Annotated in this window: 15 protein-coding genes; 1 reads left to right on the forward strand and 14 read right to left on the reverse strand. The window is 29.4% G+C overall.

The window, feature by feature from the left end; translation table 11 throughout:
* Positions 1 to 394: 394 nt before the first annotated feature.
* From AYC61_RS15370 to AYC61_RS15435, 14 genes are all read right to left on the reverse strand, one after another.
* Positions 395 to 1,369 carry an RnfABCDGE type electron transport complex subunit B gene (locus AYC61_RS15370; protein WP_156456493.1) on the reverse strand — a complete coding sequence of 325 codons (975 nt, stop codon included), beginning with the start codon at positions 1,367 to 1,369 and terminating at the stop codon, positions 395 to 397.
* Positions 1,370 to 1,397: 28 nt separating this feature from the next.
* Positions 1,398 to 1,970: an electron transport complex subunit RsxA gene (rsxA, locus tag AYC61_RS15375; protein WP_066504369.1), complete on the reverse strand. Its 573-nt coding sequence runs from the start codon at positions 1,968 to 1,970 to the stop codon at positions 1,398 to 1,400.
* A 13-nt stretch (positions 1,971 to 1,983) separates the two neighbouring features.
* Positions 1,984 to 2,586: an electron transport complex subunit RsxE gene (gene rsxE, locus AYC61_RS15380; RefSeq protein WP_082759995.1), complete on the reverse strand. Its 603-nt coding sequence runs from the start codon at positions 2,584 to 2,586 to the stop codon at positions 1,984 to 1,986.
* A 23-nt stretch (positions 2,587 to 2,609) separates the two neighbouring features.
* Entirely contained in the window at positions 2,610 to 3,170 is a 561-nt protein-coding gene (locus AYC61_RS15385) for an RnfABCDGE type electron transport complex subunit G (protein ID WP_066504379.1), read from the reverse strand.
* The gene (locus tag AYC61_RS15390; protein ID WP_066504381.1) at positions 3,163 to 4,110 is read right to left on the reverse strand and encodes an RnfABCDGE type electron transport complex subunit D; all 948 of its coding nucleotides are present in this window, start codon (positions 4,108 to 4,110) and stop codon (positions 3,163 to 3,165) included. The genes AYC61_RS15385 and AYC61_RS15390 overlap by 8 nt, the downstream gene beginning before the upstream one ends.
* Before the next feature lie 11 nt (positions 4,111 to 4,121).
* The gene (gene rsxC / locus AYC61_RS15395) at positions 4,122 to 5,450 is read right to left on the reverse strand and encodes an electron transport complex subunit RsxC (protein WP_066504384.1); all 1,329 of its coding nucleotides are present in this window, start codon (positions 5,448 to 5,450) and stop codon (positions 4,122 to 4,124) included.
* 292 nt (positions 5,451 to 5,742) lie between these two features.
* Positions 5,743 to 6,297: an ATP-binding protein gene (locus AYC61_RS15400; RefSeq protein WP_066504386.1), complete on the reverse strand. Its 555-nt coding sequence runs from the start codon at positions 6,295 to 6,297 to the stop codon at positions 5,743 to 5,745.
* 2 nt (positions 6,298 to 6,299) lie between these two features.
* Positions 6,300 to 7,010 (reverse strand): PHP domain-containing protein, encoded by a 711-nt coding sequence (locus tag AYC61_RS15405; RefSeq protein ID WP_066504389.1) that lies wholly within the window; start codon positions 7,008 to 7,010, stop codon positions 6,300 to 6,302.
* A gap of 1 nt (position 7,011) precedes the next feature.
* Positions 7,012 to 7,341, reverse strand: coding sequence for a DRTGG domain-containing protein (locus AYC61_RS15410; RefSeq protein WP_066504391.1), 330 nt, complete (start codon positions 7,339 to 7,341; stop codon positions 7,012 to 7,014).
* Positions 7,342 to 7,465: 124 nt separating this feature from the next.
* The gene (locus tag AYC61_RS15415) at positions 7,466 to 8,746 is read right to left on the reverse strand and encodes a [Fe-Fe] hydrogenase large subunit C-terminal domain-containing protein (protein WP_082759996.1); all 1,281 of its coding nucleotides are present in this window, start codon (positions 8,744 to 8,746) and stop codon (positions 7,466 to 7,468) included.
* A 93-nt stretch (positions 8,747 to 8,839) separates the two neighbouring features.
* Entirely contained in the window at positions 8,840 to 9,286 is a 447-nt protein-coding gene (locus AYC61_RS15420) for an ATP-binding protein (RefSeq protein ID WP_066504396.1), read from the reverse strand.
* Between the two features lie 5 nt (positions 9,287 to 9,291).
* Positions 9,292 to 9,639: a DRTGG domain-containing protein gene (locus AYC61_RS15425; RefSeq protein WP_066504399.1), complete on the reverse strand. Its 348-nt coding sequence runs from the start codon at positions 9,637 to 9,639 to the stop codon at positions 9,292 to 9,294.
* A gap of 122 nt (positions 9,640 to 9,761) precedes the next feature.
* A complete protein-coding gene (locus AYC61_RS15430; protein WP_066504402.1) occupies positions 9,762 to 10,610 on the reverse strand; it encodes an SPOR domain-containing protein in 849 nt (282 codons plus the stop codon).
* 379 nt (positions 10,611 to 10,989) lie between these two features.
* Positions 10,990 to 12,678: a sensor domain-containing diguanylate cyclase gene (locus AYC61_RS15435; protein WP_162265476.1), complete on the reverse strand. Its 1,689-nt coding sequence runs from the start codon at positions 12,676 to 12,678 to the stop codon at positions 10,990 to 10,992.
* A gap of 402 nt (positions 12,679 to 13,080) precedes the next feature.
* Here AYC61_RS15435 and AYC61_RS15440 point away from each other — a divergent pair, with 402 nt between their 5' ends.
* Entirely contained in the window at positions 13,081 to 13,398 is a 318-nt protein-coding gene (locus AYC61_RS15440; RefSeq protein WP_066504407.1) for a DUF948 domain-containing protein, read from the forward strand.
* The last annotated feature ends 212 nt before the right edge of the window (positions 13,399 to 13,610 follow it).

The following is a 13,610-nucleotide window of genomic DNA, read 5'->3' on the forward strand; positions in this document are numbered from 1 at the left end:
TGAAAAAAATTGCTTCTTTACAGGAACAGCAAAGATTCTCAGATTCGTGCCCCTCTCCATTTAGTAATGAATCTCCATCATGTATTAACTTCTTACTCACACCGCCTGACCCTAGAGAATTCAAACCATTATATCCCTTAGAAGCTGCATGACATTTTTTGTGCACGACATTGATGCCTATATTTTTTCATCATCAACTCATCAGAAAAATATAGGCATCTCCGAGTAAAAAAAATGTCTTGTATAGCTTCAACACAAAAACATTAAGCCAAACATCTCACAAAGGCTTACCCTAGCTATTTAAAACTCTTATTACAAAAACAGCTTAAATAAAAAAATGCCACCTTTCCATTAGAAATATTCCTATGGAAAGAATGGCATTTTGTAATCTACTCTATTTCATTATAATTGCATCTTTTGGACATTTTTGTTCACAAACGCCACAGCCGATACATTTTTCTTCATCTACTTTGTGTGGTTTCTTTAATTCTCCTTCTATTGCACCTACAGGACAATTTTTTGCACATATTGTACATCCAACACAATTATCTTCTTGTACTTCTGCTTTTTTTCTGTCTTCTAAAAGTGCATAAATAGCACCTGTTGGACATTTTTCTGCACATACCATACAGTTTTTACACTTATCGTAATCAATCTTTGCAAGTTTGTTCTCAAATGTCATTGCATCAAACGGACATGCTTTTACACACATTTGACATCCGATACAGCCAGTCGAACATTTTGACTTAACGTCTTTTCCGAATTCTTTGCTATTACAATCAACCACAACTTTTTGATCATATGGAACCAATTGTATAACAGCCTTTGGACATGCTTTTATACATTTACCACATGCTGTACATTTTTCTTTATCTATATGAGCTATACCATCAACTATTGATATAGCACCAAAATCACATACATCTAAGCAGCTTCCTAGTCCTAAACATCCATACTGACATGATTTTGAACCTCCTGCTACCATAGATGCTGCTTTACAATCTTCTATACCTGCATAGTCAAATTTTTCATGCGCATTGCAAGTTGTACCATTACATAATACCCTTGCAACCATTTTTACACCTGCACCTGCATTTACTCCCATAATCTCAGCTATTTTTTCAGCAGCAGCAGCTCCACCTACTGGACAACCATTTACTGGTGCTTTACCTGCTGCAACTGCATTTGCATATCCATCACACCCAGGATATCCACATGCACCACAGTTAGCGCCAGGTAATGCTGCTCTTACTGCCTCAACCTTTGGATCAACTTTAACTGCAAATTTTTTAGAGGCTATACCTAATCCTGCACCAAATATTAATCCAAGTCCACCTAAGGTTACAGCTGGATATACTATACTATTTATTAAACTTGCTTCCATAATATTTCACCTCCTATACTAAACCTGTAAATCCTAAAAATGCTATAGCCATTAATCCTGCTGTGATTAATGCAATTGGGAATCCTTCAAGAGCTTCTGGTATATCAGCTAATGCTAATCTTTCTCTTATACCTGCAAAAAGTATTATAGCTAATGAAAATCCTAATGCCGCTCCTATAGAATTTACTATTAAACCGCCTAATGAATATTGTTCTTGTATATTCATAATTGCAAGTCCTAACACTGCACAGTTAGTTGTTATCAAAGGAAGATATACACCTAATGCTTCATACAAAGAAGGACTTGATTTTTTAACAAACATTTCAACAAACTGCACTAATGATGCGATTACTAATATAAATGCAATAGTTTGCAAATAATTTAATCCGAATCTATCTAATACTGCTACCTGTAATAAATATGTTATAATTGATGATAAAACCATAACAAATGTAACTGCCATACTCATACCGGCTGCTGTTTCTACTTTCTTTGAAACACCAAGGAATGGACAAATTCCTAAGAACTTTGATAGTACAAAGTTGTTTACAAGGAGAGCACTAATAAATATCGTGAAAAATTCCATTTTCTAACCTCCTCTACGCCTTGTTAACTTTCTTATTTTTTATTACATTTAGTAAGCCGATCAATAATCCTAATGCTAAGAACGCTCCTGGAGGAAGTATCATTACTATGGCAGGTTTAAATGCCTCACCAAATAATGCATATCCAAAAACACTTCCTGCACCTAATAACTCTCTTATTGAACCTAATATTGTTAATGCAAGAGCAAAGCCTAATCCCATTCCAAGACCATCAGCCAATGAAGCTATAGGACCATTTTTTGAAGCAAAAGATTCCGCTCTACCAAGTATTACACAGTTAACAACAATAAGTGGTATAAACAAACCAAGTGATTTATATAATTCCATAGCATAAGCATGCATGAACATTTCAATCATAGTAACAAATGTAGCAATGATTACAATAAATGCAGGTATACGAATTTTATCAGGTATAACTTTTCTAAACAAAGAGATAACTAAGTTTGAACCTAGTAAAACCGTAGTAGTTGCAAGTCCCATTGCTAAACCATTTTCTGCAGAAGTAGTTACTGCTAGTGTAGGACACATACCCAAAAGTTGCACAAATGTTGGGTTTTCGTCAATTAATCCATTTTTAAAGTTTTTAAAAACTCCCATTATTTCACCTCCATATAAACAGCTTATTTAGCAAGTTTTGTATTGAATAATTCAATTGCTAAATTTACTCCACTTTTTACAGCATTAGAAGTAATTGTAGCTCCTGTTATTGCCTGTACTTCGTCAGGGTTTTTAGGCGCTGATTTTACTATTACAAGTTCCTTTTCTGTACTTTTGTCTTTAAATCTATCTCTAAACTCCTGATTTTGTGCATTTGCTCCTAACCCTGGAGTCTCTTGATGTTTAACGACTTTAATTCCTGTAATTTTTCCTTCAACAGAAATACCTGTAATGATTTCTACATTTCCACCATAACCTGAAGTAGCTGTAGTTATTGCATAACCCATTATTTCTCCAGAATCAGATAATCCTTTATATACATCATGTATTCTTTCATCATCTAACTGTACGTCTGCTTTTTCAAATTTATCAGCAGTTAAAACTTCTCTTCTTGCTTCTTCACTAACCATAGCTTCAGCTTCTACAATTTTGTCTGCTGTTATAGAATTTGAGAAACCTAAAATTACTGCAGCAATAGAAGTAATAATCAATAATATAATACCTAATTTAATTGTATCACCCATTTCGCTTCACCTCACCAAATACTTTTGGACTTGTAAATTTGTCTATAATCGGTGTAGCAACATTCATTAGCAATATAGAATAAGATACTCCTTCAGGATATCCTCCATATAATCTGATTATTGATGTTAAAAGACCACAACCAAAGGCGAAAATTAGCTGACCTTTAGGAGTCACAGGAGATGAAGCATAATCAGTTGCCATATAGAATGCACCTATCATCAATCCACCTGCAAAAAGGTGATATGACATTCCTGTAAAACCACCATCTAGAATGAATGTTAATACTGCTACAGTTCCAATATAAACTACTGGAATTCTCCAATTTATTACCTTTTTATATAGTAAATATAATCCACCTAATATTAATAAAGCTGCAGAAGTTTCACCTATACATCCACCGATATTACCTATAAACATATTTGTAAGTGATGGCAATGCTTCATTTGTAGCTTCTGCTCCTTTCATTATAGCAAGTGGTGTTGCAGTACTTACTGCATCTGGTCCTGGAGTTACCCAGTTTGTCATAATTACTGGCCATGAAGCTAGTAACATAGCTCTTGCTCCTAATGCTGGATTCATAAAGTTATGACCTAATCCTCCAAATGCTTGTTTAACAATAGCAATGGCAAAAGCTGAACCTATTACTGGTATCCACCAAGGAGCTGATGCTGGTATATTAAATGCTAATAGTAGTCCTGTAACGACAGCACTCAAGTCTCTAATTGTAACAGGTTTTTTTGTTAATTTTTGAATAATATATTCTGTTGCAACTGCTGATGCGATAGCTAATACTATTAATTTAACAGCGTTAAATCTGAAAAAGTATACACCTGCGATAGTAGCAGGAAGTAAAGCTATTAAAACATCAAGCATTATACTTTGTATAGTTTCATTAGACCTCAAATGAGGAGAAGATGAACCTATAAGAAGTTTTTCCATATATATACCTCCTAACCTCTAGCTCTTCTTTTGGCTATTATTTCTTTTTTTGCTACTCTTATTGCTTGTAATAACGGTCTCTTAGATGGACAGATATACGAACATGAACCACATTCTATACAAGAAGTAGCATTGAATTTTTCTGCTTCGTCATACATTCCTTTTAATGAAAGTTTACTTATAATAAGCGGTTGTAAATTAACTGGGCATATATTTACACATTTACCGCATCTTATACAAGCTTGAGGTTCAGGTAATGTTGCATCTTCTTTATCTAAAACCAAGATACCTGAAGTTCCTTTAATAGTAGGAATTTCATCTGTAAATTGAGCTAGCCCCATCATTGGACCACCCATTATTATTTTACCAACCTCTTCTTTATATCCTCCACATTGATTTATAATATCCTTAAATGGAGTACCAACCTTAATAATTAAGTTTCTAGGCTTTGCTATAGCACTACCTGTAATTGTTGCTATTCTTTCAATTAATGGCATACCTGTTTTAAATACATCACAGATAGCTGCAGCAGTTCCAACATTGTTTACAACTACTCCTACATCCATTGGAAGACCACCATTTGGTACTTTTCTACCTGTAGCTGCATTTATCAAACGTTTCTCATCTCCTTGAGGATACTTTGTTTGCAAAACAACTACTTCGATATTTGATTCTGAGCTAACAGCTTTATTCATAGTTTCAATTGCATCTGGTTTATTGTTTTCTATACCTATAAAACCTTTTGTAACTCCAACTGCTTTCATTAATACTTTTAATCCAAATACTACTTTTTCTGGATGTTCAAGCATTAACCTATGATCTGCTGTTAGGTATGGTTCACACTCAGCACCATTTAAAACAACATAATCTATTGTTTTGTCTGGTGGTGGAGAAAGCTTAACATGTGTTGGGAATCCAGCTCCTCCCATACCTGTAATACCTGCTTCTTTAATAATACTGATTATTTCTTCTTTAGAAATATTTTCTAAATCCCCTTTAGGTTGAACACTTTCACAAACTTCATTTGTTCCATCAGATTCTATAAACACACAAACTGCTTTACCTGTAGGAGTATTAGATTCTGCTACCTTTTTAACAGTTCCAGCAATACTAGAATGTATAGGTGCAGATACAAACGCTTTCGCTTCACCAATTTTTTGTCCAACTTTTACTTTGTCTCCCGGTTTAACAATTGGCTCGCAAGGAGCACCAATATGTTGTTGCATCGGAATAATAACTAGACTTGGCTCTTCTGCTCTTTCAATGGGAACATTCTCAGTCATTTTTTTGAAATGTGGTGGATGTATACCGCCTTTGAAAGTAACACTTTTTTGACTCATTCTTTTCACCTCTTTATCTTGTATTCGCTATGCTTTTACATAATATATCAACTTATTTATAAACACAAAAAAACTAGTAAACTATAGGCTTATAAAACAAAATCTTATATATAGATTTTGTCCTTCACATGAAATTATATCCAAAACTTTAATCATTATAATTTTCTATGTGTTTTAAAAAGCTAATGCTGATATAGTTACTATTATTCTTTATGTCTTTAATTAAGTGTTATTAAATATAAGTGTTTAACATTGATATTATAACACGACATTACACTATTGTAAAACAAAGTTAAGTATTTAACGTATTTTGGATAGAATTTACATTCTCTTCTATGTAATCTTTAATCCACATTATTACTTCATAATTATTTAAACTTACACCATCTAACATTTCTTTAATTTTTCTAGTATCGAATGTGAATATATTTTCATCAATTTCATGCCTATACATTATATCAATATGATCGCTTTTGTTTATTAAAGCAAGTATTGTATCAGAGATATTACCTATAGGCGCTCTATCAATATGACTATGTTTAAACGAACAACTGATTTTAGTACCTTCATTCAATACTGACTTGATTTCAAAGCATCCATCACATCTCTGGGCAGCTGCCTTCAATAAAGCTATTCCTAAACCAACCTTTCTAGTTTTTCTTGTAGTATAAAACGGGTCTTCAACAATCTTCACAACTTCTTCATCCATACCTTTTCCATCATCTTCAATCGTTATTTCTAACAAGTCTTTTTTAGTATCTTCTTTTATATATATATAAATTAATTTGGCATTTGCTCTAACAGAATTTTCAGCTATATCAAGTATGTGTAATGATAATTCTTTCATATTTAGCCACCCTTTGTCATGTAATTAAATATACTATTTATATCCTTTTTATTAACAAGAATTTGATTGTCAGGTTCACTAATGTCTCTCAGATAATGAGCATCTGAATTAGTTATAATATTATAGTCACTTTCACCTATCATTTTGCATAAATATTCATTTTGATCACTATTTTTTTCTACTATGCATAATTTTAATTCTTTGGGAATAAAGCCTAAATTAGATAAAATACTGTTTGTAGTTTTATTAACATGAGCTGGAACCATTGCTCCACTATACTCTTTTGCTAAATTATTTATTTCATTTATAGTAAATTTAGTAGAACTTAACAATAGTTTGTCTAGTTTGCCGATAATTTGATCCTTCTCATCCATGATATACTGATAACCAAATATCTCTTCATTATTTTTGATATTGGGTAAACTATCATAGATTATATCTTGAAATTTCAGCCCATCATTAATATCCTTAAAATAACATAATGCATGAATATCTTCTTTAGTTGTAACCTCAATACCCGGAAGAACTATTATACCTTTTTTTTGTGCAACCTTTATAACAGCTGGAACATTTAACATTGTATTATGATCTGTTACTGCAATTATGTCTAATTGTTTTAGCATTGCCATATTGATTATATTATTTGGTGTCATTTCTTCACTGCCACATGGAGATAATATCGAATGTATATGCAAATCATAATATAGTTTCATTTTATATCCCTAATTCATTTAATTTACAAGCTATTTCATATGCACTTAAACTGGTTGTATAAATAGGAATATTCATTTCTTTAGCTTTTTCTATAGTATCTTGTTCAACTTTCATACCTTCAACGACAATAACAGCACTAATTCCTACAAGTGCTGCAACTGCAATTACATTGACATGAGTTTGAATTGTAATCCAAATATCATTCTCTTGTGATTTCGACATTACTATACTCAATAAATCTCCTATATACACATTGTTGACTTCTTTCTCTTGTGTAGTTTTAACGACTTCTTCTAGGTCTAATTGATTCATTATATCAGAAAGGTTCATTCACTTACCTCCTCATCTTTGTTTAGAAAAATAATTCAGGACTAACTAAATCCGTAATTTTACAATTAATATATGCTCGCTAATCATAATCTTGGATAAATCAAAAACTTTTATCTATAATAAATTATTTATTATCATATCCTTGAGTATCATTGTTTTTGCTAAATACACAAAATTCAATACTTGATAAACCATTTACCACATCTTCTGCAAACGCTTGACATGTTGGTGAACCACATGAACCACAATCTAACCCAGGCAACTCTTTAACCAGTTTATTTATTTTTTCCATTTTTTTAAAAGCAATTCTTATATCTGACGATAACTCGTCTATTTCTTTTGGTATCAATTCTTCTGTCCAACAAACAAATCCAGCTTTACATAGATCTATTGCATATTTTTCATTTATAGTAATACCATCTTTGTTTTCTTTTAATAGATTCCTAAAATTATTTTCTGCTACAAACGGGTTTTCTACATTTAAAGCTCCACCTACACAACCACCTGTACATGCTAATGCTTCTACATAATCTATATGGTTTAACTTTCCTAATTCTATTTTCTCAAATATCTTACAAGCGTTTTCAACACCGTCAACAACAATATAATTTGTCAAATTTAATGATTTACTTTGACCTCCAGCTAATGCCCATTCTATACCTTGTGTTGATCCACTCATAAAATTTTCTGTTTCTTTCCCTCTATTTTTTTTGATATTTTTATATATATCACCATAAATTTCATTAATAGAAATTGCTCCATCAACATATGATTTTTTAATACCTATCGGGTTTTTTATACTTGTAATTTTTGCTGGACATGGAGTAATGTAAAATACTCCAATTTCACTCAATTCGTATCCATATTTCTCTTTGATTTTTAGTTTTACTAATCTAGCTGCAATTTCCATAGGTGATTCTATCTTTACTATATTATTCATAAGAGTTGGGAATTTACTTTGTATTAATCTTGTAATTGATGGACAATGTGAAGATATTAAAGGTTTAGTATTATTGCCATGTATTTTAATATAGTTCTTAATTAATATTCTTGCTAAATCTGAACCTATTACTTCATCATAAACATAATCAAAACCCAAATCCTTTACGCTTTGCAAAATTGTATCAACATTTACTTCTGACATAAATTGCCCATATAATGTCGTAGCAGGTATTGCTATTTTGTATTTATAGTTTTTCAACGCATCTAAATTTTCAGCCACCGCTTTTTGAGCATGGTAAGGACAAGCAATTATACAATTACCACAATCAATACAACGCTCATTTAATATTATTGCTTTTTTATCTTTGACTCTTAATGCTTCTGTGGGACATTTCTGCATACAATTTGTACAACCTGTACATTTTTCACTATCTAAAATAACAGAATGAAAATATTTATTCATTTATATCACTCACCTACTATTTTTCTTTAATTTCTTCTATAAACCCTGATTATTCATAGAAATTAATACTATACTTTAGCATTTTTTATATGATTATTCAAGGTTAAAGCTAATTTTTATAGTTACCTGTGTACTATCTTTTTTTGATTGTATATCAAATACATCTGCACATCTTTTGATATTTGGTAAACCCATACCTGCACCAAAACCCATTTCTCTAACTTTGTTAGAAGCTGTTGAATATCCTTCTGTCATAGCAAGTTTTATATCTTTAATTCCTGGACCATTATCTTTGGCAATTAATACTATATACTCTGGACTAATTTTTGCTGTGATTTTTCCACCATTAGAATGTATTACTATATTTATTTCAGCTTCATATGCAGCTATTGCTACTCTCCTTATAATTTGATGAGGTACTCCCAGCTGTTTTAAAACTTTTTTTAAATTACTAGAAGCTTCTCCTGCCCTACTAAAATCATTTTGTACTATATCATATTCTAGTTTTATTAAGCCTGCTTCGCTATTCACTAAACTCATCCCTTCTATATTCTAAGCCCTTGTAAACCTCTTTCGTATAATTTACCACATGCCGTATATAATATATGATTTGTTTTTAATACTATTAATCCATTTTTCTTTGCAAGCTCTAGTATTTCTTCACTTGGGCTTTTACCTCTAACAAATATTATCGCAAATACATCACTCATTTCAGCAGTTCTTATTACTTGGGGATTTGTTAAACCTGTTAAAAGTAAAGTATTACTATTAACATAAGCAAGAACATCACTCATTAAATCAGCTCCAAAAGCATTAAATACTTCTTTATCTAACAGATCTTCGCCAGTTAAGACGTCAGCATCAAGAATTTCCTTAATGTCTCTAATCCTCATAATAGTACCGTTAAATAAAATTTACATCTTATAAATAATCTCCATTTGTAAATTTAATAACGGTCTTCACCTTCCTTTCATACTTATGTTTTGATTTTATTTATACGATACAAATCATATCATTAGTTTAATTTTATCATATTTAAATAATCTACCATACATTTACTATATTGATTATACGCTTCAACAATATCTGTTGCTTCAAATACAGCAACTAGCTCTTCTCTTTTTTGTAAGTTTTGCGCTATATTTTCCTTTACACCTTTGAGCTGTATATTATCAGATTTTTCATTATCCATCATTTTAATATTTTCTCTAATTTTTTTATTGTTTTCTTGTAAACTCTTGATTATTGTACTTTTATTATGAGTTTTAAGTGCTTCTAACCAGCTTATACTTTCTGACTCATATGAAAGTGTAAAACAATCTATTACCTTTGCAAATGCCTCTACATATTTTTCTTCTTCTTGTGTATATTTCACTACACCACCACTCATTAAATTTGAAGATATAAATGCATCATTGTAATTTTTTTTAAGTTCTTCTTTGTGTTTTCTAGCATGTTCTTCATTTGTAAAAACACCAGAATATACTTTGTAACTATCTTTAATCTTTACAATAAATCCTGCCATATTGTTGTTTTTCATATCCTGTATTAATGTTTTAGCATTATTAACATCATTAAAACTACCTACCTGAACACTACAAAAACCAATATCGTTTATTTTATATTCTAACTCTGAAATTTCAACATCTTTATTATTATTTATATTTTCATGAACATCTGCTATCGCATTGTATGGTGGTATTTCCTCTTTGATTTCTGCTTCCTGCTCAATAAAGTATGGTACAATAACATGATTTACAACTAAATATGCAAGACTAATTGAAACTAATGGTGCAATTACAAAAAATGTAATAAATATAGTTAGCTTGTCCTTTGGATTGTTATTACGTCTTTTTTGAAGCATAATTTTCCCCTCCTAAATATATAATAAAATACATACTTAATATATATTATTTTTTAAAAGGAGCATTTATACATTAAAAATTATTATTCACCTAGTAACAAGCAATAAGTTATAATTTAGTGAATTAAAAAACATAATAGTCTTGGATTGTTTATTTATTTCAATTTTCTTTTTAATAAATTATAGCATATTTTTGCTATTGATTAAATAGCAATACAGCTTTCAAATTATATATTTAAAGTAATTTCAGTATTTATAATCAATTTCACCTGATTATTCATATAACTCCCAATTATATTCTGCAAGTCTAATAATTAGAAGATTTGGGCTCTCTGCTAAAAATAATAACGCATACAGCTAATGTCAGCCAATGCGTTATTTATGTATATAATGATACTTTGTTACGTCCTTTTTGTTTTGCTCCATTATACAAAGCTCTATCTGCATAAGATAATAGTTTTGTAGAACTATCCGCTATTTTGGGGAACTCTGAAACTCCACCACTTATTGTTATATCTATTTTTCTTCCATCACAACTATAAAAAGTTTCTTTACTTATAATATATCTTACTCTTTCTCCAATTTTAAAAGCCTCAATCTGATTTGTTTTTGGCAAAACGACTGTAAATTCTTCTCCTCCATATCTATACACAATATCTTGTTTTCTAATGTTTGAATTTATAATATATGATATTTCTTTAATAATTTTGTCACCAGTTTGATGCCCATAAGTATCATTAATATTTTTAAATTTATCTATATCAAATATAATTAAACTTGTCACATTATTTCTTTTGTTAATATTTATATCTTCTAGTGCAGCAAAAAATTGTCTTTGATTGTATAAGCCTGTAAGACTATCCCTTATAGATTCATTTTTAACTTTCTTAAACATCTTAGCATTTTTATAGGCTATTACAGCATGATTAGTTATAATATCAGCAATCTTTAACTGTTCTTTATAAAAAAAATCTCTTTCCTTTCTCGCTATCATAATACATCCAAAATAATTATTCTCTAAAATCAATGGTTCATATATTATAGATCTGAAGTAGCTAATCACATTGTTATTTGATTTATTTTTCAATTTATTTTTAAGTAAATATAAATCCCCTATTATTACACTATTCCTATAATTTGTTATGACATCAATGTTTTCATTTACTACTTTATTGATATCTTTTATTCTTATTCCTAAACCAAATCTTAATATCATCTTATAATCAATCAAATTTAATTGATTATTACCTTTGTCATATTCAAATATTGCACAAAAATCAGGATCTAATGATTTGCAAACTCCATTTATTATATTTGCAAGCGTTTCTCTTAAATCTAATTTAGAAGCCATAGCTGCTGCTATTTCACTAACAACAATTAAATCTTTATTATGTTTTTTTAGTTGTAGTAATGATGTAATTAGGTAAGAAATTATTATTATTACGCATAATCCCAAAAACATTCCAACATATAGCATTTCATTATATAGGTAGTAATTTATACAGCATGATATTATGACATATGAATTAGATAAAAAATCATGTCGTATAAATACTTTGAAATCTTTACATGCTTCTCTTTCATGTATTATGTTGAACTGTAAATGGAGCATAAACCAACTAAAAACAAACATAGATATCATTAAAATAAAAACATTTAACAATGATTTATCTAAGTTACTTATACCTATTTTACTTATAATATATAAACTAGTATAATGAGCTGTAACAAAAACGATACTAATCATACCTATTTCATTGAGTATTTTCAGTTTTTCCTTTTTAGAATAACCGATATTTTTAATAATAGTTATTAATATCAAAAGGCATAATGCAGTAATATAATTTAAGACAAAATAAGCTGTTATAACATATATAACATCAAATTTAAATATAAATTTCTTTAACACTATATACTTTCTATTAGCAACAATAGCTAACGGTAAAAATAATAGTAAAAGCCATCCATATTTCACTAATAAAGACTTATTGATGAAAATTTCAATGATTAATAATATAATGCCAATAAAACCTATTAAACTATAATAGATTTTTTCTCTCTTACTCAATTGTACGCCCATCTTCATCACCTTACTTATTAATAATTAATATATTCTATGAAAATAGTAAAAATCCTCCCAAATGCCTAATTATTTTTTTTTATTCTTATGATATAATATATGTTTATTTTAATATAAATTTTGACTTATTTTGTATTATAAACTAATTAGTCTTTATAATTTTGAATATTGTGCTGAATAATTTTGAATTAGAAAATTCCAGTAAATTGAAGGCATACCAAGCTGGTAAATTTAAAGTGATAAAAACCAAATCAAGATTTGGGTTCACTACTCATAATTTTTATGAATAGTCTGATTTTAATAAACCTATTTAAACAAAATTAATTTTAGTATATAATTAATCTAGTACTAGAAAAATATAACATCATAAGTACGAAAGGAGGTTTTTTAATGGAATTATCTTTTGGCGAATTATTGAAATTCGGATATTTTATAGGGTTTGTTGTGCTTATTTGTTTTCTTATCCCAATATTTATAAAAGCTGCCGAATTAATAAAATCTATTAATGATATGATTAAGAAAAATGAGGACAACCTTACTTATATTATGAATAACGTAAATGGAATCACCAAAAATGTAGATGAAGTGTCAACTTACACTAAGGATAAAATTACAAATATAGATACATATGTTAATACAATAAAAAAAGGGATATCTTTAGTTAAAAAAGATAAGAATAAAGTCTCCCATGAAAATAGCAAAAAATAAACTTATTTAAAAATGCGAGATAATTTTTGCTTATCCACAATTTAGAAAATTTAATCAAATATATACAAAAGGCGGGTTAAGCAATAATTAAACCAGCCTTTTATATTAAAAACAAACTAATTTCTATCATTAAAACTTCTACTTCTCATAAATTTACTTAACTTTTAAGTTTTAATAATATCCTATTTAACATAAATTAAACACTACCTAAA

This window comes from Abyssisolibacter fermentans, assembly GCF_001559865.1.
In the GTDB taxonomy this organism is placed as follows: Bacteria; Bacillota; Clostridia; order Tissierellales; family MCWD3; genus Abyssisolibacter; species Abyssisolibacter fermentans.